The organism is Nannocystis pusilla, from assembly GCF_020073745.1.
In the GTDB taxonomy this organism is placed as follows: domain Bacteria; phylum Myxococcota_A; class Polyangia; order Nannocystales; family Nannocystaceae; genus Nannocystis; species Nannocystis radixulma.
The window spans coordinates 58375-77494 of sequence record NZ_JAIRAU010000008.1 but is presented as its reverse complement, the minus strand read 5'-3'; the positions used below and the strand labels follow the sequence as shown (position 1 = coordinate 77494).

Annotated in this window: 16 protein-coding genes; 5 read left to right on the top strand and 11 right to left on the bottom strand. The window is 68.1% G+C overall.

Annotated features, from left to right (window positions below; genetic code table 11):
• Positions 1–79: 79 nt before the first annotated feature.
• Positions 80–919, top strand: a complete 840-nt coding sequence (locus K7C98_RS10140) for a hypothetical protein (protein WP_224191399.1) — start codon at positions 80–82, stop codon at positions 917–919.
• Here the strand turns inward: K7C98_RS10140 and tnpC are convergent.
• The 9 genes from tnpC to K7C98_RS10095 all read right to left on the bottom strand — a co-directional run bounded on the left by tnpC (position 853) and on the right by K7C98_RS10095 (position 11622).
• Positions 853–2553, bottom strand: coding sequence for an IS66 family transposase (tnpC, locus tag K7C98_RS10135; protein ID WP_224191398.1), 1701 nt, complete (start codon positions 2551–2553; stop codon positions 853–855). The genes K7C98_RS10140 and tnpC overlap by 67 nt on opposite strands.
• 30 nt (positions 2554–2583) lie before the next feature.
• Positions 2584–2916: an IS66 family insertion sequence element accessory protein TnpB gene (gene tnpB, locus K7C98_RS10130; RefSeq protein ID WP_224191171.1), complete on the bottom strand. Its 333-nt coding sequence runs from the start codon at positions 2914–2916 to the stop codon at positions 2584–2586.
• Complete coding sequence (tnpA, locus tag K7C98_RS10125) at positions 2913–3254, bottom strand: IS66 family insertion sequence element accessory protein TnpA (RefSeq protein ID WP_224191170.1); 342 nt, start codon at positions 3252–3254, stop codon at positions 2913–2915. Before tnpA ends, tnpB begins: the two co-directional genes overlap by 4 nt.
• Before the next feature lie 344 nt (positions 3255–3598).
• Entirely contained in the window at positions 3599–4069 is a 471-nt protein-coding gene (gene rnhA / locus K7C98_RS10120; protein WP_224191397.1) for a ribonuclease HI, read from the bottom strand.
• Positions 4070–4078: 9 nt separating this feature from the next.
• The gene (locus K7C98_RS10115; RefSeq protein ID WP_224191396.1) at positions 4079–4849 is read right to left on the bottom strand and encodes a TIR domain-containing protein; all 771 of its coding nucleotides are present in this window, start codon (positions 4847–4849) and stop codon (positions 4079–4081) included.
• 723 nt (positions 4850–5572) lie between these two features.
• Positions 5573–6532, bottom strand: a complete 960-nt coding sequence (locus K7C98_RS10110) for a DUF4231 domain-containing protein (protein ID WP_224191395.1) — start codon at positions 6530–6532, stop codon at positions 5573–5575.
• A 52-nt stretch (positions 6533–6584) separates the two neighbouring features.
• Positions 6585–9149, bottom strand: coding sequence for a hypothetical protein (locus K7C98_RS10105; RefSeq protein ID WP_224191394.1), 2565 nt, complete (start codon positions 9147–9149; stop codon positions 6585–6587).
• Positions 9150–9151: 2 nt separating this feature from the next.
• Positions 9152–10114 carry an AAA family ATPase gene (locus K7C98_RS10100; RefSeq protein WP_224191393.1) on the bottom strand — a complete coding sequence of 321 codons (963 nt, stop codon included), beginning with the start codon at positions 10112–10114 and terminating at the stop codon, positions 9152–9154.
• Positions 10111–11622, bottom strand: a complete 1512-nt coding sequence (locus K7C98_RS10095) for a TIR domain-containing protein (protein ID WP_224191392.1) — start codon at positions 11620–11622, stop codon at positions 10111–10113. The genes K7C98_RS10100 and K7C98_RS10095 overlap by 4 nt, the downstream gene beginning before the upstream one ends.
• A gap of 750 nt (positions 11623–12372) precedes the next feature.
• Here K7C98_RS10095 and K7C98_RS10090 point away from each other — a divergent pair.
• From K7C98_RS10090 to K7C98_RS10080, 3 genes are all read left to right on the top strand, one after another.
• Positions 12373–12633, top strand: coding sequence for an STAS domain-containing protein (locus K7C98_RS10090; protein WP_224191391.1), 261 nt, complete (start codon positions 12373–12375; stop codon positions 12631–12633).
• A 119-nt stretch (positions 12634–12752) separates the two neighbouring features.
• Positions 12753–13556 (top strand): uracil-DNA glycosylase family protein, encoded by an 804-nt coding sequence (locus K7C98_RS10085; protein ID WP_224191390.1) that lies wholly within the window; start codon positions 12753–12755, stop codon positions 13554–13556.
• A gap of 328 nt (positions 13557–13884) precedes the next feature.
• Positions 13885–15297: a dihydrolipoyl dehydrogenase gene (locus K7C98_RS10080; protein WP_224191389.1), complete on the top strand. Its 1413-nt coding sequence runs from the start codon at positions 13885–13887 to the stop codon at positions 15295–15297.
• A 63-nt stretch (positions 15298–15360) separates the two neighbouring features.
• On the opposite strand, the gene K7C98_RS10075 is transcribed toward K7C98_RS10080, so the two are convergent.
• A complete protein-coding gene (locus tag K7C98_RS10075) occupies positions 15361–16758 on the bottom strand; it encodes a cytochrome P450 (RefSeq protein WP_224191388.1) in 1398 nt (465 codons plus the stop codon).
• A gap of 49 nt (positions 16759–16807) precedes the next feature.
• A complete protein-coding gene (locus tag K7C98_RS10070) occupies positions 16808–17386 on the bottom strand; it encodes a peptidoglycan recognition protein family protein (RefSeq protein ID WP_224191387.1) in 579 nt (192 codons plus the stop codon).
• A gap of 202 nt (positions 17387–17588) precedes the next feature.
• On the opposite strand from K7C98_RS10070, the gene K7C98_RS10065 reads away from it, so the two are divergent.
• Positions 17589–19118 carry a M16 family metallopeptidase gene (locus K7C98_RS10065; protein ID WP_224191386.1) on the top strand — a complete coding sequence of 510 codons (1530 nt, stop codon included), beginning with the start codon at positions 17589–17591 and terminating at the stop codon, positions 19116–19118.
• The last annotated feature ends 2 nt before the right edge of the window (positions 19119–19120 follow it).

Below are 19120 nucleotides of genomic sequence, written 5' to 3'. Positions count from 1 at the left end.
GGCTCCGGCGGGCGTGCTCCTGCGCCGTGCCGACCCCGCGGGCTTGGCACAGGCGAGACGATGGGGTAGGTTCGGGCCCATGCCGCCGCGCCACATGATCATCTCGAAGAGGTCCGACACGGACGAGTGTAATCTGTGCTTGGCTCGGCCGGCCAAGCTCGGCCTGGACCATGTGCCGCCGCAGGGCAGCCTGTTCCAAAAGATCACAGGCAAGCAGAGGGCGAACGCCGTGCGAGGGGTCTATCTCCTGAACCCAGGCGGACAACCGACGTATTCGCAGAACGGCACTAAGTTCCGAACCCTGTGTGGCACGTGCAACAATCAGCGTCTAGGACTTGGCTTTGACCGAGAGCTAGTCGACACCAGCAGGCGCACCCAAGCCGCTCTGAGCAGTATCCTCGCTCTACCTTGGCCGCTTCGCGTGGAATGCGACGCGGGCCGTGTAATCAGGGCAGTGTTTGGGCATCTGCTCGCCGCGAAAGATCACACCCCTCGGACGGTGGGCGATGAGAAGATGCGCGCGTTCTTCTTTGACGAGAAGTTGACCGACACCGGCGGGCTCTTCGTGTACTTCTGGGTTCACCCCGACAAAGACGCATGGATGATGCGGGATGTCGCTGTGTTCGAGTTCGAGCAGAGGTTTGTCGGCACCCTCTGCGATCTGCTCGCCTGGCGTCCCCTAGGCTTTATGGTGGTCCGAGAGCGGATCTACGCGCTCCCGGTGCTCAACGACTACTTGGGACAAGGACGAGTCGACGTGCCCCTGATTCGCGTCGCTCCCGGTGGCCTGGTGGAGTGGTGGAACCGTATGCGTCCGATTGACTGCGTCTCGCTCTACGCGGGGCGGGTCGGCTACACCGGGAGCGGATGCTCGCCGAGCGCGATACGGCGGAAGACGTTGGCGGCGAGCCGCTGCTGAGCCTCTGGCTTCTGGAGCGTCTCGCGCCAGGAGACGGGGGCGAGCTCGAGGACGCGGGAGCGCGGCCAGGAGGGCAGCAGGCAGAGGAGGTCGCGGAGGTAGCTGAGGGGCTCGATGGCGTGCATCTGGCAGCTTGCGAGCAGGGACACGAAGACGGTGTTGGCGCGCGCGCCGTCGTCGCTGCCGACGAAGAGCCAGTTTTTGCGGCCGACGGCCTCGCGCCGGAGCGCGCGCTCGGAGATGTTGTTGTCGAGGGGCAGGCGGCCGTCGTCGAGGAAACGGCGCAGGGCCGCCCGCTGGTTGCGAGCGTAGGTCAGCGCGGCGGCCAGCGGCGAGCCGTCCAGGGCGGCCTCGGCCTGCGTGTCGCACCATGCGAAGAAGGCGTCGACGATCGGCGCCGAGACCTTCCGGCGCACCGACTCGCGCTTCTTGCGAGCCTCGTCGGCGAGCTTCTCCTCGACCTTGAAGAGCTTGCGGATCAGCCCGAGCGCGTGCCTCGCCAGCTCCGGCTCGGTGCCCAGCGTCTTGTAGAAATAGCGCCGACAGTGGGACCAGCACGCGACTTCGACGACGCTGTCACGGGCGTAGAGGTGATCGTAGACCGAGTGCGCGTCGGCGACGAGGTAGCCCTCGTAGCCCGCGAGCAGGCGATCGACGGCCTCGCTGTCGTGCTTGTGCGAGAATCGATACAGCACGTGCCGGCCGGGTGCTATCAGCACCCAGAAGTGAGCTCGCTGGCACTGCTCGGACGCCTGCACGAGCACCCCCGTCGCGTCGACGCAGAGGTAGGGCGACCGGAAGGCGTCGGCCAGCATCGCCTCGACCAGCGGTTCGACGAGGTCGGCGAGCTGTTGATGCCAGCTGCAGATCGTCTGGCGCGAGAGCACGAGACCCTCGCGGGCGTAGATCGCCTCCTGGCGGTTGCTCGGCATGTGGTCCTGCCAGCGCTGGACGATCGTGTGCGCCAGGAGGCCGGGGCCGGCCAGGCCGCGCTCGATCGGCCGCTCCGGCGGCGGCGCGATCACCACGGTCGGGCTCGCGGCTGTCTCTTGGGCCAGCTGCTCTGCGATCGTCTCCGCCGGATCGTCCTTGCGGGCAAACTTCGGCCGGACGATTCGCGCGACCACCAGCGAGGCCGGACGACGCTCGACCACCTCGCTGACGACCTCGCCGATCCGCCGGAAGCTCGACAGGCCCTCCTGCAGCACCTCCGGCGGCAGGACCTCGATCTCGACCCGGGGCAGCGCCTCCGGCAGCTTGCGCCGCCCGCGACGGGGCCGCCGCGGTGCACACGTGTCACGCGGTCCGGTGTCACCGTCACCGTCGCCGGCGCCGTCGTCCTCGTCGAGCGCGTCGCTCAGCGCGTCGTCCAGACCGTCGTCCTCGGCGACCGCCTCGGCTTCGTCCGGGCTCAGCAGCATGCCGAGCAGCTGCATCGACAGCTGCGCCTCATCGCCACCGCGGTCACGCTCCGCCTTCTGTCCGACGACGATGCCTCGCTCGAGCAGCCGGCAGCGCTCCAGGAGCTGCATGTAGAGCGCCCGGTACCGCTCTCGGTCCGAGGTCGCATTCGCAAGCGCCTCGCGCAGCGCGTGGAGCTCTCCTCGGAGTTGCTCGGCCTCGGCCTCGGTCACGCGCTCGTTGTACGGATCCGCGCGTCCACGTCAAGAGCGTTTTCGCACCGCCTCTCGCGGGACGCCCCGGAGCAGCGCGGCGAGGCTGCGTTGGTCGATCTCGATCGCCCGCTGCGACGCGTCGGTGGCTCTCGGCGCCTGCGTCGTCGCGCGATGCAGCCGCTTGTACAGCAGCGCGTAGCCGGTCTGGTCCCACCACAAGAGCTTGAGCCGATCACCGCGCCGGCTGACGAAGACGAAGAATGCACCGTTCCGCGGATCGCCGCCCATCTCTGCACGGACCGTCAGCGCCAGCCGATCGAAGCCACGCCGCATGTCCTGCGGCTCCGGGCATACGAAGACCCGCACGTTTGAGGGGATCATCGACGACCTCCGATCGCGCTCAGCAATCGTACGAGCATCTCAGCGTCGACCTCGCCGCGGACCCGGACCAGCGCTCCGCCGAGCTCGACCTCGATGACTCCGACCTCTTTCGCCAGCGCAGCCGCGACCTGCTCCGTCACGTCGACGAGATCAGCGGCCGGCGCGCGAGTCTTCGTCGATGCGGTTGCCGCTGTCCGCCGTCGCAGCTTCCACCGCCAGCCTGCGAGCGTATGCGGGTTGACGCCGATCTTCGCCGCGTACTCCTTGCACGTCAGGCCGCTCCGGGCCCATGCCTCGACCCGCTCCCGCCATACGGAGCTCGTCTCGAGCGCCTTCACCCATCACCTCGCTCCCGGATCCGCTTTACGATGTCCTTCGCCGTCGCAATCCGAAAGTCCAGTCGGATCCCACCCGCCACGGGGTGCTCCTCCCACACCATGTTGGGGGGCAGCAGCAACGAGAAGCTTCCTCGAGGCGGTGTTCTGGGCTGCACCACGACCGCGCCGCGCGTGTCCGAGTCGTCGTTCTTCTTCGAGGTCATCGATCCTCCGCGAGCCCTTGTAGAGCCTCGGCGGAGGCCGGTCACGACGCACTACGTCGGACGGATACGTGGAACCGTACTGGGAAGGCCCATGGGGATACCAACCTAACCGCCTTCCGAGTATCCGAAGCCTAGCTGTCTTCAAAGCGCGAATTTGCGGGCCGCCGCGACGGCTAATTTGTCGCACCGTTCGTTCTCCGGATGACCCGAGTGTCCGCGCACCCAGACCGGCTTGACTATATGGCGGGCCAACATGCCCGCCACGGACATCCACAAGTCTTGATTCTTTACCGGCTTCCGATTTGCCGATCTCCACCCATTTGCCTGCCAATTGGGCAGCCATTCCGTTATACCTTTCGTGACATACTGCGAATCGGAGTATAGGGTAACGGCGCAAGGCAACTTCAACGCCTCCAACCCCTTGAGAGCAGCGGTGAGTTCCATTCGCTGGTTGGTCGTCGCGGCTTCGCCGCCCGAAGCCTCGATCTCCGTTCCAGTTCGAGAATGCCGAAGGATGTAGGCCCATCCCCCCGGTCCCGGATTTCCCGAGCAAGCTCCGTCTGTGAAGAGCTCGACTTGGGAACGTCCGGTATTGACTTCATCGACGTGCATCCGGCGCTCCTATGCGGAGGCGCGAGTGACCAAATCGGCCGAAACATTGATGCCGGCATGTCGCAGCCGATCGACCAGCCAAGGTACAACCTCTTTCACGTGCATGTTGAAGCCCTTGTACAGGATGCCGGCGGCATCAGAAGGCGTCTCAAGATGCCCCTTCTTCAGGATAGCAACCTTAGACCGCGTCAATGCCGCAATCATCATGCCCATCTCAAGTACGACATTCTGCCGAGCTCGCGGGGCGGCAGCAGAGGCCCCATCCTTAGCAGAGTACCCCATGTCATCGGGCGTCATCAGCACGATTCCGAAATGTGTGCGATTAGGAGTAGCGATCTCCTTTTCAAGAGCTTCGATGATCGTCAAGCCGCCTCCGCCACTGTTCTGGAGCACAAAAGGCTCCAACCCGAGCTTGTGAAGCACCAGTTCAAGTTGGTCCCGCGCCTGCTCATCGTGGCCGTGAACCACGAAGATGCGAGTTCCGTTGGCGACAGGTTGCGCAGGGCCCGCGCTACCCAGTGGCGGAGGCGGACTTCCGGCTACCGGCGGCAGCGGGCCACGGAGCGCCGCCGTCAAAGCTTGTTCGAGCGCGGCTTTCCCGGCCGCCTTGCCCTGAAACCAGATGTTGTTTGTGCTCGGGGAGTAGCACATGATCCCGCCGAGCGGCTTGCTTGTGAAATGACGGTTTGAACCCGAATCCGTCCAATCGCCATCGATCCCAAGACTGCTGACGAGTTGTTCGAGCTGCTGTTGGGTGCCTGGAAAGGAGATGGTGGCCAAGGCGGGGCTCCTGACTCTCGATTTTAGTCGCGTTTCTTGGTCCGCCGCAGATCATCTGCGGCCGCCTCCCCCGGCGGAGCCTAAGCGGAACGTGAGACAACGCACGCGCTATTCCGCCGAAGAGCGGGGGCGGCGCGGCCTTGGCGGCCTTGGTGGCCTTTTTTGCCGTCGAGCTTGGACTTGCGCACGGGGCTGGCCTTCCAGACAGGTGCCCGCGACGTGACGAGGGCAGCCGCGGGCCCGGGGTACGTCACCGGCTCGCCGGCGCGGCGAAGCTCGCCACGCCGCTTTCCCAGAAATTTGACCTGTCGTCCAGCGAAGCGGATGCCCGCTGGGGACGCTCGCGCCGTGGGCCGAGATCCTGGCGGGCCTCCAGCTCCAGGGCAGGGCGGCCGAGGTTGTCGGCCACCGCGGGCCGCGCCGCGCCGCGCCGCGGCCTCGGTCTCGATCTCGGCGGAGGCGCTGCTCATTTTGGGAGCGGCGTCGTGGCTCCCGAGTATCCTCGTCCCACATCGCCAGCTCTTCCGGGCCGATGAACTTGCGGAGTGGGATGATGCGATCGACGAGTTCGATCTCCTCGACGAGCTCAGCCCTTCTCCGGTGATCGCTACGAGCGAACGGCCTGAAGCTGGGGCTGCTGCGCCGGCGCGACGGAGCCGCATCGGCGGCTATGTCCCGGGCAAGCGCGAGGATCGAGATGGCAACGGCGCACCGGCGTCGTTTTCATGGTCCGGGACGCGTGCGTGCGTCATCATGGAACGCCCATTCGCTGCTCCAGCTACGGTTCTGCGCGGATAGCACAGCCTCGCAATCCAGGATTAGCTGGTTGCGGGCTGCTTCAGTGCGGTTCACGAGCGTATTCCAGCGTCTCGTCAAGCGCTCGAGACGCTCTGCCGTCGCGAAGTAGGCCGAGGCGAGGGATTCGATCCGGCTGCCGTACACATAGGCCGTCATCGTGGCGATTGCCGTCGTTACCACCGCCATCCACACCGTTAGAGCCTGCTTGTCCAGGAACGTTCCCAGCGCCCCCAGGCCCACCAAGACCACTCCCAGCCCGATGCCGGTCCTACGCCAGCACGCGAGCTGCTTAGAATACGTCTGTGAGTAGGCCCGGTAGTACTTGAGCTGGGCGTTGACACGTTTTTCGATATAGTCCTCAACAGAGAGGCGCTCGCAGAGCTCGGGACGGTTCCCATCCGGGTCGGGGAGCGTGAACGTCGTATCCGTCTTCTCCAATTCCTCGATCCGTGACATCAATCTTTCGGCGGCCGCCTGACTATCGTCGTAGGGCGAGACCCCTGCCGCGTAAAGGTATCCCTCGGACTTAAGGGCCTCGGAGACGCTGCGAGCCACCACCCAGTCCTGTACTTTGCGCGGACTCAACAACTGAACAGAAAGATACGCCGCCACTGCGGACAGAACGCTGGCACACGCGCTGCACACTTGCGGGATGTATGCCGGTCCGTTAAGCGCTGTCGTCCATGCCGAGATCTGCGGTGTCAGCGTCCCCAGCGCGACGCCGAGGAAAGTCGCCAGGACGATCGGGCCCGTCCAGTTCTGGTGGCTTCGCTTCAACTCGTCCGCCTGGCGAGACCACTTGCTCTGTTGCCTCCACAATGCCTCCAGGGCCGAGCGCCAAGCCTTCTCTTCGGCCCCTTGACGCTGCGCGAGGTCGTTCTCCATCATCATCACCTCTCCGTTCTGTGCGCAGGAACACTCATCTCGCCTGTCCAGTTTACGTCTCGTCGTCCTCGTCGCCCTCAGTCCAATCTAGGCCTGGCCTCGGTCCCGGCATGGCAACCAGACAAAGGGGGTCGTGACGGACCAGCGCCCAGCGAATGCCGTCGGCGCGGAAGAGCCCGAGAATGATGACGCCGAGGGGCCGGTTCCGGCGCAGTCGTGCGTCCTCGAGCGTGCCTCGGAGATCCTCGACGCCGTCGATGTTCAGGCGACTTCCGTCCCAGCGCCCCGAGACAATCCGAGCCTCCGCGCCGGGAAAATACTTGCAGGTCCCCTCGGGCAGCTCGCGCAGCCCGGATGTCGGCTCCAGCGAGGGGATCGGATCGAAGTCGAACCGGCCATCGTCGTCGAACCGCCCATCATCGTCGGGAATAGCGGCGAGTTCCTCCCGCCCGTCGTCGTCGGGATGGTCGGCAAGCTCCTCGTCGTCATCATCGGGGTCGACAGAAGCAGTAATATCCACATATTCAGTCCCGCCGTGACTGTCGATGATCAGCACCGCGGTGCCCGAGATTCTGTCACCCAAGTACATTCGGTCTTCGGACTGCTCGCCCACAGCGGTGAACGAGACCTCGACTCGGCACTCCGCCTCAGAGAAGGTAACGTCGCCGACCTCGCACTCGATCTCGAAGCCGTAGGCGTTGGTCTCCGCCTCCGCGGAGGCGAACTCGCTGGAATGCAGGATTTCATGGCTCTTCTCTTCGGCCAATTGGTATAACTCCTCCATGAGCTCGTCGTCTGACAAAGACCGCAAGTGCCCGAGCGGGAACGTAGCGCGGGCTCGGTCAATCATATCCTTGAAGAAGACGCGCGCCGCATCGACTCGATGCGGGTCGATGTCCATCGGAACGTCTAGCTCGAGTTGTCGGGCAAACTCGACGGCGGCTCGGTACTCGGCGATCTCGGGACCCAGGAGTTCCTCGGCGAGGTTGTCGCGGGCGTTCTCCTCCGTCAACTCCTGACTGAGCGCTTCTTCCTGGAGGATCTCCGCGGCTAGGGCGGCATCTGCAACCAGCTCGGCGATTGCCTCCCGCGTGGCCGGGCTCGGCCCAGCCGAGAATGCCGCGGGCTCGGGACCCGTGACAATTGTCGTCGAATCCTGGGAGGTGCGCGGCACGCGGAGCTCGGCACGCCGTGCCCAGGCGTCGCCGAGGTCGCGTAAGAGCTCCGCAGCGACTTCGGCGAACGGACCCTCGATGTGCTGCAGTTCGTCAGTGGCGAACGGATCTCGCAGCAACGCAGTGAAGGTCCGGGCCTGATCCCAGTGTCGCTCGAGCCACGAGGACACCTGTTCGGTCACCAAGCGGCCCTCCGTGATCCGCCCGCGCTGGCGCAGCGCCGCCGCCACGCCGGGGTGAAACATGAACTTCCCCGGTTGTTCCCTCGAGGACCACAGGAGGCCGCCGAGCACGAGCTCGGCCTCGTCGGACAGCCCGGCGTTCGGAACCATCGTGACGCGAACGAGGCGGATTAGCTGAACGTCGATCCATGGCGACGGGGACCACGCCAGCAATTGGGCGAGCCGAGCCGCAGGGGCAGAAGCGTGACGAAGATACCGGACAACGCGCTCCTCCGAATCTCCCTCGGGTGGTGCGGGACGAGCGGCGCGGCGATGCAGCAGCCCTCGCGGGCGGAATCGGGGGCCTCCTATTTGTGCTTTCGCCCACATGTCGATGCGATCGAGCGATACGAGCGCCATCGGGCGGCTATAACTTGCGGGTTTCCCGAGATCGAGCAAGAGGCGCATAGTGAGCGGATCGTCCGCATCGAGGTATCCGCTCAGGCCGGTCCGCGGCCATAGTCGCCCGGGAAGTGTGATAAACAGCGAGGGCGCACTCGCATGCGCCAAGAGCTCGGCGAATCGTCCGTTGTGCCATGCCTGGCGGGTCGCATCGGTCACGACTAGCGTCAAGGTTCGACCATAGCGATCGGCCAGCCGACGCGGCGGCACCGCAGCGTCGCGCCGCATGCCCTGGCGCAGCTTCACATCCGGCCCGTCGTCCACATGAAGGAGTGTCAGCCGACGCCACGCGCCCAATCGGACGAGCACCTGAACGAAGGCAGCGATGCCGCTGGCAAGGACCGGCCAGGCTCCGCCGCGATCGACGACGATTTGCAGGGCGTACGGCCGCTCCATCCGTGGGCGCACCACCGGCTGCCACGGTCCCCCAGTCGACATCGCCCGCAGCGTCTCGTCGACATCGAGGACGCCCTCGCCGGGCGTCGGCCGCCTGAGTCGCAGCGGACGGAGAGCACGCAGCAACTTCCGCGTGTTCGCCAGCGGCGCGGGCGCGGGAACCTGCGCGTTCTCGGACCGTCCGCTGGGGTCGTGGACGTGGAGCGGCACCGCAAGCGAGGCCGCCAGTGCACCCTCGCCTCCGGGCTGCGAGCCGGACGAGGCCGAGGGTGTGCTGGCGCGAGATGCCGGAGCGGCGGTCCGCTCCGACGACTCGATCGTCAAGAACGCCGTCAGCCACAGGGCATCAAGCAGGACGTCGGGGGGCAGCCGGGCCTCGCTCTTCTCGGCGAGGCTCGCGAGGATCCGCGCGAACGACTTCATGGTCACGGGTCTTCCAGTTCGCGCAGCACGGCATCGAGGACTCGCCTCCGCGTCTCCTCGTCGGGCAAGGCCCCGTGGGCGATTAGGAACACCGCATTGAGAAGTTGGTCGACGGCGACCTTTCGCTGCGCACCTGCATCGGCGCTAAAGCGATCGAGGACCTCCTGGACCTCGACCGGCCATGCCGCGCCGTCGGAGCTCAGGTGGGCCCCAAGGATCTCCTGCAAGCGAGCACGCTCGGGGATCTTCGTCTCGAGCCGCAGGCACCGCCGGAGGAACGCGGGCGGAAAGTCGCGCTCGCCGTTGCTGGTCAGCACGACGAATGGGAACGCCTCGGCTTGCACACTGCCGGCGGCGATCGTCACGGTCTCATTCGGGCAGGCCGTTCGCACGTCCACCTTCGGATGGCTGCTCACGATCCGCCCGAGCTCCGGAATCTCGAATCGACCCTCATCGAGGAGATCGAGCAGATCGTTGGGGAAATCGATGTCGGCCTTGTCGATTTCGTCGACGAGCAGCACGCGCGGGCGGTCCGGTTTCGACGTGGCGAGTGCGGTGCCGAGCGGACCGAGCCGAAGATATTGGCCGATGTCTTCGTCGCCTCCCGGACGGTTCTGCTGCGCGAGCGCCACATCTCGCAGGCGGCCCGCAGCGTCGTAATGATACAGGCCGTCGCTGCGGGCGACGCGCGAGTTGATGTTCCAGGTCAGGACTTCGCCCCAACCGAGCTCCGCAGCGATGGCATACGCGATCGAGGTTTTCCCGCTCCCCGGAGGGCCGTTCACGAGGAGCGGTAGTCGCAACACGATGGCCGCGTTGATGAGGTCGAGCTCGTTGGCGGTCGGCTTCCAGGTGCTCGCTCGATGACGCCGCCAGTTCTTGAGGTCGCGCCACGGTGGAGGGGGAGGCAGTTCTGGGGCTCTGGACGTGGCCGAGCCAGTGCCGGTGAAGATGCGCTGGGTCATGAAGTCTCCGAGGGCGGCTCGAGCAGAGGCAGCTCGGCGCCGGGGTGATCGACGACGAGCGTGATTTCATTCGCGAGGGGGTTCGCTTCGGTTCGTGCCTTCAGCACGACCACGGGGAGGTCAGCCGGCGAATGCGGCTCCGCGAGGGCAGCCAGGGCGTTTCCATGTTCTGGTCGGCGGGACCAGAGGAGGGTGCCGACGCCGTTGTTGTACGCAGCTCTCAGGACGGCTACGCGCGCGCCCCTGTCCGGCGGCACGTGATCGAAGACCGCACACTGCGCGTGTCCATGCAGAACGATCGAACGACTCGCAGCCTGAATGCGCACTTTGGCGTGACGGCAACTAACGCCGCCGGGCCCGTAGCCACTGGTTGCGTCTGCACCTGCGGTTGAGCGTCGTTCGAGCGCTTCTCGCATCGATGGGTACTCGATCCGTTCCAGGGAGCGGAGGGTGAGCCTGGCGCGCTGGCCAGCAGGGATCAACTCGGCAAGTTCGCCCTCCCCCTCGCGGAGATGCCACAGATCGGCGGGGAACTCGCGCTCGAAGACTGGAGCCACAATCTCGATGTGAGCCTCGTGGGCAGGAAGGCCAGCGATGACCGGGCCTAAATCGAGCAGCACGGTATCGAGCCGCATGTCCGGCACGACGCGGGATGGCGGTCGATTCGCCGGGCCATACGTGTCGACTTGCCAGTCCGCTCCAGGAGCGTCCGGACGGCGCCGGATCAGGATCCGGACGTCCGGTCGCGCGGTCAATTTCGCGGAAGCTCCTCTGGAGCTGCTTCCACCCTCCAAGGGCTCGGCCTGGCCGAAGGCTGCCATCCGCTCAAGCTTCCGGCCTCCCCGCATGTCCCGCATGTCCCGCAGTGCGGCACGTACTGCGGCTTGAATATCATTCGGTGCCGGCCACGTGGGCTCCGGACGCCCTTCCGGAACCGCGGCTCGCCAGGCGCGGAGTACCTGGTCCATCCTCAAGTGCTTGAGCGCACGCATGCGCTCGCGCTCGACCGCGCAAGCCGCGAGATCGAAGGCCAAATTTTCGAGAACTTCCTTCTGGACACCTGGATTGAGCATGTCCAGGGTCTTCGATCGGTATATGTCGAGGTCCGGGCCGTGAAGCTGGTCCTGGATGCTCCCCAGCGTCAAGGTGCGGGCCCCGACCTTGAAAACGTGCTCCTCAGGCTTGCACGCGGACACGCGGATTACCCGGAGATCGACCTGTTCCGCGGCCCATCGCTCCAGCAAGGCCGGGATCTCGATGCCGGTCACGAAGGTCCGCGTGAACAGGTGATGGCTGACCAGGAAGGCCCCCCCTTCGCAGGTCCGGAGCCCCTCGACGATGCTCGCGTTCCAATCGCCTCCGGCAGGGATGTCCACGTCGACGAAGACATCGACGAACCTCTCATATTGCTTCAGGTGCAACCGCAGGGCGTCACGCCACTCACGGTCGGACGAGGCGTAGCAGATGAAGATCTTTGGGCGGTCTCCCATTGCGTCTGCGCCAATCAAGCGCGGGCTCCTAGCACACTCGCCACTTGCCACGACAGGGCCAGGGCTCGCCGCTTAGAACGTCCATTTGTCGTCCGAAGAAAGCTAGCTTCCACCCGCTATCGGGAGAGTGGCTTGCGTCCTGCTCGCCAGGTGCTTGCAAATCCAAGTCGCCTTTGCTCCGCTGCAAGTCGTCTTTTTCGCTCTCCAACCACGTTGTCCTCACTGAAGGTCGACGATCGCCAGGTGAGTGGTGGACGTTACCGCGGGTACTCGGGGCATGTCGAGGCGAACTTCGTGCCGTGGCCTCTACCATCGCGACCCCGCCGCGCGCCGCCCTCAACGCGTGCTCGCGCACACTGCGCCAGCACCAGACGCACCGAAGAGGCGCGTCCAAGACCAACTTGTCTTCCTCTTTGGACAGGTCGTACTCCCGCGGTTCGGTCCCTGAGTTCGAGTCAGGTCGGCGGTTGAAGAGGTGAGGTCTCCGATCTGGGCCGTTCAACCCGCCGGCCGCCGGGCCGCGGACGGCAGCGGGATCGCGCGCCGAGATCGGGTTGCTCCACCAAAGGCTCGAGTCGAAGGCCCGTGATTGACACCGGGACCTTGTTGTGGTGGCGGAATCGTCGCCGGCGAGCGGAAACGAGCGAGATGAGCTTCACGCGAGTTCACGGAAGTTCACGGCGGTGCCAAGTTGGTGCCAGAAGGCCGCTCGCTAACCGGTGGAGATCGGGGTTCTAGGCCGGTTTTGGTTAGGCTAGCGAGCGGCGGGTGATCCTCGACGTCACCGGCGTCGAGACGGCCGACGCCCGCACCGCGGCGCACATCGTCGCGCTGGCCCGCGCGACCCGCCTGCTCGGCGCGCGCTGCATCGTCTGCGGGCTGCAACCCGCGGTCGCCGCCGAGATGCTGGCGCTCGGGGTCGAGTTCGCGGCGCTGTCGGCGACCCGCGACATGTCGGCGGCGCTGGCGGAGATCCTCCGCGCGCAGCCCCCGACGCGCTCGCAGGGCCGCGGACGCAAGAGCTCGTGATGATTCGCCGAGGGCCGCGCGAGGCTCGCAGCGCTGAAAGAAATGCGAGCGCGGCTACAAAAATGGCAATCGCATGGGCCTTGCCGCGGGCGGTCGCCCTGACGTATGGCCCCATTGTCATGACGATCTCCGCCGAGCTGCAGGCCGCAGCGCGCCGCCTCGCCGACGAGGTGCGAGACCTGCGGTTCTCCGAACCGATCGCGTTCGTGTATCACCCGCTCGACTACGCGTGGGCGCCCCACGCCGCGTACATCGCGGCCTACGGGCGCACGCGCAAGGACGTGGTGTTCCTCGGCATGAACCCGGGGCCGTTCGGGATGACGCAGACGGGGGTGCCGTTCGGCGAGGTCAAGGCGGTGCGCGACTTCCTGAAGATCGAGGCGCCGGTGGCCCGGCCGGACCGCGAGCACCCGGCGCGGCCGGTGCAGGGCTTCGCGTGCACGCGCGCCGAGGTCAGCGGGTCGCGGCTGTGGGGCGCGGTGGCCCAGCGCTGGGCCACCGCGGAGCGGTTCTTCAACCGGCACTACGTCGCCAACTACTGCCCGCTGACGTTCATCGCCGCCGGCGGCGCGAACTTCACGCCCGACAAGCTGCCGGCCGCCGAGCGCGCGCCGCTCGAGGCGGCGTGCGACCGCCACCTGCTGCGCCTCGTCGAGCTGCTCGAGCCCAAATGGGTGATCGGCATCGGCGGCTTCGCCGAGAAGCGGGCGCAGAAGGTCGTGGGCGGGCGCGTGCAGGTCGGACGCGTCCTCCACCCGAGCCCGCGCTCGCCGATGTCCAACCAGGGCTGGGCCGAGGCGGCCGCGGCCGACCTCACGGCGCTCGGCGTGTGCCCGCTGAGCGATCTTGCGCAAGGGACAGGTCCGGACGCGCAGGGCGCGAAGGCCGGGCGCGGCGCGGGCCGGGCGGCCCACGCCGGGTGAGCGGAAGGGGCTGTCCCGTGCGACATGGGTGCGTGCGGTGCTCGCTGTCCCGAACGACATGTAGAAACGGCCATGTCGTGATGGACAGATGAGCCCGCACGCCGCTTGACAGCTCGTACCGGCGCCGCGAGCGGGTCGCGGACGGATCGATCGGACAGCGCGGCCGAGCGAGTCGCGCCCACGGCGGGCCGCCGACTGGCCGATCGGACAGCTCGACGGCTGGCGCCGCGCCACCACGGGGTCGGCGCCCGCGCGGGTCGACCGCGCCCGCTCGCGGCGCAGAACCGCGCGCGTGCCGGCGGACGCGAGATGTGGCAATACTTCGGCCATGCGCGAGCAGACGGTCGATGTCGCGGTGATCGGCGCCGGCACGGCGGGCCTCAACGCCCGGCGGGCCGCCGAGAAGGCGGGGGCGCACGCGGTGGCGATCGACGCGGGGCCGCTCGGGACGACCTGCGCGCGGGTCGGATGCATGCCGTCGAAGCTGCTGATCGCCGCCGCGGAGGCGGCGCACGCGGTCCGCGAGGCGCGGCAGTTCGGGGTCCACGCCGGCGAGCCGCGGGTGGTGGCGAGCGAGGTGATGGGCCGCGTCCGCCGCGAGCGCGACCGCTTCGTCGGCTTCCTGCTCGACGAGGCCCAGGGGCTGGCGGAGCGCGGCCTGCTGATCCACGGCCGGGCTCGCTTCGAGGGGCCGAACGTGCTCGCGGTCGGCGACGACCTGCGCGTGACGGCCCGCCGGGCGGTCGTGGTCGCGGTGGGTTCGGCGCCGCGACACCCGCCGATCCTCGCGCGCCTCGAGTCGCCCCGCGTCATCGACTCCGACAAGGTGTTCGAGCTCGACGCGTTCCCCGAGCGCGTGCTGGTGATCGGCGCCGGAGCGATCGGGGTCGAGCTCGGACAGGCGCTGGCCCGCCTCGGCGCCCGCGTGACCCTCGCGTGCGCCGACAACAAGGTGGCGGGGATCCGCGACCCGTCGGTGCTCGCCGCCGCCAAGTCGGCGCTGGCGCGCGAGATGACGCTGCACACCCGGACGAAGCTCGAGGCCGCGGAGAACCGCCCCGACGGGGTGTGGGTCAGGTTCTCGGGCGACGACGGCGAGGTGTTCGAAGGGACATGGCCGTTGATCCTGGCCGCTACCGGCCGCGCGCCGCGGCTGGCCGCGCTCGAGCTCGAGCGCGCGGGCGTGAAGCTCGACGACAAGGGCAAGCCGCGCGACTTCGACTCGGCCACGCTGCAGTGCGGCGAGCTGCCGCTGTTCATCGCCGGCGACGCGGCCGGCCACCGCCCGCTCCTCCACGAGGCGATCGACGACGGCCAGATCGCCGGCCGCAACGCCGCCGCGGCCCCGGAGGTCCGCCCGGGCGAGCGCCGGGTGCCGCTGTCGATCGTGTTCACCGACCCGCAGATCGCCGCGGTCGGGCGCAGGTTCGACTCGCTCGACCTGTCGACCTGCGCGATCGGCCAGGTCGACTTCGCCGACCAGGGCCGCGCGCGCGTGATGGCCAAGAACCACGGCGTGCTGCGCGTGTACGGCTCGCGCGCCACGGGCGCGCTGCTCGGCGCCGAGCTGGCCGCGCCCGCCGGCGAACACCTGGCCCACCTGCTGGCCTGGGCGATCCAGTCCGGGCTGACGGTCGAGCAGGTGCTGCGCCTGCCGTTCTACCACCCGGTGGTCGAGGAGGGGCTGCGCACCGCGCTGCTCGACCTGCGCAGCCAGATGTCCGTCGGGACAGGACCGTGAGGACAGGCTCGGCAGGACATGCTCGATCGGTTATGCTCGATCGGACATGCTCCGAAGGTCAGCTCAGGCACGGGCGCGCGAGCGCCGGCGGACGCGGCACTGGACCTCGCGCGTCGGCGACAGCACGCCGAGGCCGGCGCGGGTCTTGTCGAGCGGCGGCAGCGCCGGCTCGGTGAGCTCGATGTCGAGGTGGGTGAGGGCGATGCCGGCGAATTGCATGACCTCGTTGTTGGCGAGGAAGCGGCCGGGGCACATGCTGACGCCGCCGCCGTAGGGCATCAGGGGGATCGGGACGCGCTGGCCGCGGCGGCTGAACTGGCGCGGGCCGCCGCCCTCGGACAGGAAGCGGTCGAAGCGGAACCGCTCGGGGTCCTCGAAGATCTCGGGGTCGCGGTGCATGACCTGCGGGCACAGGGCCACGCGGTCGCCCGCGCGCAGGGCGATGGTCCGGCCGCCGGCGAGCGCCAGCTCGCAGTCGCGTTGGACCAGGCGGATCGTCAGCGACTCGCTGCACAGCCGCAGCGACTCGCACATGCTGCTGTAGAGCTTCGGCAATTGCTTGAGGTCGCCGATCCCGCGCGCGTCGACCTCGGCGGTGACGGCCGCCCGCGCCGGGGGGTTGTCGAGCAGGTGGGCCAGGGTCCAGAAGGCCGCCGGCAAGGTGTTGGCCTGCGAGGCCCACACGATCGCGTTCTGAAAGTGTTGCCGGTTGCGCCGGTCGGTGATCTTCGCCAGCAGCAGGTCACGCGCGCGGATGAAGGCGCTGGCGTCGGGGCGCATCGGGTCGACGCGCCACAGCGCCCGCTCGCGCGCCCGCAACACCCCCGGCAGCGCGGCCGCCGGCACGCCCGCGGCCAGCAGCGGGAACCACCTGTCCTGGCGGCGGAAGTCGTCGAGCGCGCCGTCCTCCGCCACGCCGTCGCCGAACAGCGTCTCCATGCCGGCGGCGAAGATCACCCGCGCGCTGAAGTCGAACAGGCCCTCGTCGCGCCAGTCGTCGCTGGTGTGGCGGTCGAACGCGGCCCGCAGGCGCTCCTCCATGCGCGCGGTCAACGGCCCGAGCGCGGCGTTCTTGAGGTTCTCGCCGTAGAGGGCCTCGAGCGCGTCGAGGTCGGCGCCGGCGGGGATCGAGCGGTAGCCGAACGCGCGCGAGCCGATCTCGTCGCCGATCTCGTGGAAGGTCAGGTTGTCCTGGGCCTTGAGCACGAGCGGATAACTCAGCGGGTCGACGATGAAGTGCATCCGCCGACCCGCCACCAGCAGGGTGAAGACATCGCCGTGCTCGCGCTGGCACTCGCGCAGCAGCGCGGTCAGGTCGCGGCCCATCTCGAGCGCGTGGCCGAGGAAGGGCAGGCGCGGCCGCACGATCGGCGGCTCGCCGGGCCGCCGCGCGCCGCCGGTCACGTGAACGACGGCGCGGTCGGTGGCGCGAGTGAGGACGGTCCGGAGCGACGCGAGCATCGCCGCTGGCTATAGCACAAGCCGGGGGAGCAACGATATGTCCGAAGGGTCATGTCCCCGCGCCGATCCGCCGCAGGTACTCGGCCCGCGGGAACTGCTTGCCCGGACACTGGGTCATCTTCTCGTCGACGACGCGGTGGGTGCTGACGCGCCCGGCGGGGATCGAGCACCCGCGCATGAGCGCGAGGGTGAGGTCGACGAGGGCGTCCAGCATCGGCGCGGGCAGCGGCCGCTCCTCGAAGTTGCCGATCAGACACACGGCGATCGAGGCCGGCGCGTTGTCCGGCTTGAACAGGTGCGCGGCCGGCTCCTGATAGCGCCAGCGCGCCGCCTCGACCAACCCCGCGGCGCGCTTCTTGCCGTTGTTGATGACGAAGTGGTACTCGGCCCCGAGCGGGTCGCCGAAGCGCTTGCGGTGGTAGCGGTCGATGCCCTCCAGCGTGGCCCACTCGGCCGCGGTGTGATGCACGACGATCCACTGCCAATTCCGCAGAGGTGCGCCGGGAGCGCGAAGGCGCGCGAACAGCTCGGCGTTGCTGGCGGCCACGTCGACCTCGGGCGGCCGCGCCAGGGCAGGCAGGGGGAGCAGCGCAGTGCAGGCAGCGGCGAGCAACGAACGGCGACGCATGGCGAAGACCACTACGCGCCGCAGGCCCGACCGAGTCCGACGCCCCGGCGAAACAACGTACGAATGGCGCCACCCGCCGGACCCCGATCCCGGCTTCGCAGGTCGGCGCGAGGAAGGTCGCCGCGGCGGCGCCGCCCGTGAGCCGCGTTTGCTCTTGCGGAGCGGCCGGCGATGCGCGAAAAGCGAGGCCGAGGAGACGAAAATGGCCACACGGCACCTGCTCTTGCCCCTCGCGCTGCTTTTGGGCGCGGCGGCTCCCGTCCAGGCGGCACCTGCGAGGCCCGCCGCGGACTCGCCAGGGGTCGACATCCCCTACGAACGCTACGTCCTGCCCAACGGCCTCGAGGTGATCTTGCACCGCGACCCGGCCGCGCCGCTGGTGGTCACCAATCTCTGGTACCACGTCGGCAGCGGCGACGAGACGCCCGGCAAGAGCGGCTTCGCCCACCTGTTCGAACACATGATGTTCCAGGGCGCCAAGCACATCGGCAACGACGTGCACTTCAAGATCCTGCAAGAGATCGGCGGCACCGGGATCAACGGTACCACCAATTCGGATCGCACCAATTACTTCGAGGTGGTGCCCAGCCACCAGCTCGAGACGGCGCTTTGGCTCGAGTCGGACCGCATGGGCTACATGCTCGACCTGCTCGACGAGAAGAGCCTCGCCAACCAGCGCGACGTGGTCCGCAACGAGCGGCGCCAGCGCTACGACAACGTGCCCTACGGCCGCGAGCGCTTCGCCGTCGCCGAGGCGCTGTACCCCGAAGGCCACCCGTACCGCTACCTGACGATCGGCCGCCACGAAGACCTCGAGGCCGCCAGCGTCGCCGACGTGCAGGGCTTCTTCCGCAAGTGGTACGTGCCGAGCAACGCGACCCTGACCGTCGCCGGCGACTTCCAGCCGGAGCAGGCCAAGGCGCTGATCGACAAGTGGTTCGGCAGCTTCCCCAAGCTGGCGCAGCCGGCCCACCAGCAGGTCTCCGCGCCGCAGCTGACCCAGACGGTCCGCCGCGAGCTCGACGACCCGTTCGCCCGCCTCTACCGCATCCACTACGCGTGGCACAGCCCGCCCCGCCTCGGCGGCGGCGACATCGAGCTCGAGGTGCTGTCCGACGTGCTCGGCTCGTCCGGCTGGGGCCGCCTCTACAAGGCGCTGGTGCTCGAGGACAAGAGCGCGCAGTCGGTCTCGTCCTACCAGTCCGGCAGCGGCCACTCCGGCGTGTTCCACGTGATCGTCGACCTCAAGCCCGGCCAGGACCCGGTCAAGGCCGAGCTGACGATCCGCCGCGAGCTCGAGCGCCTGCTCCGCGAGCCGATCAGCGACGCCGAGCTCAAGCGCGTCATCGTCGGCACCGAGTCGTCGTTCGTGTGGGGCCTCGAGGACGTGATGGGCCGCGTCGAGCGCCTGCAGTACTTCAACCACTACGCCCGCGACCCCGGCTACGCCAACACCTACCTGCAGCGCCTGCGCGCCGTCACGCCGCAGCGCGTCCGCGAGGTCGCCAACCAGTACCTCGTCAAGCCGCACGCCGAGATCCTCACCAAGCCGGCGGCCGCTCCCGCCCCGGCCGCTGGGCCGGCTTCTGCCGGGCTGTCCTCGGGGACAGGCGCGAAGAAACCTGCTCCGGAGGCCAGCTCGGCCGACGCGGGCGCCAAGCCGGCGCCCAAGCCGAAGAAGCCCGCAGCCGACAAGCCGGCCGACCCCGCCGCCGCCGCGAAGGAGGGCTGAGA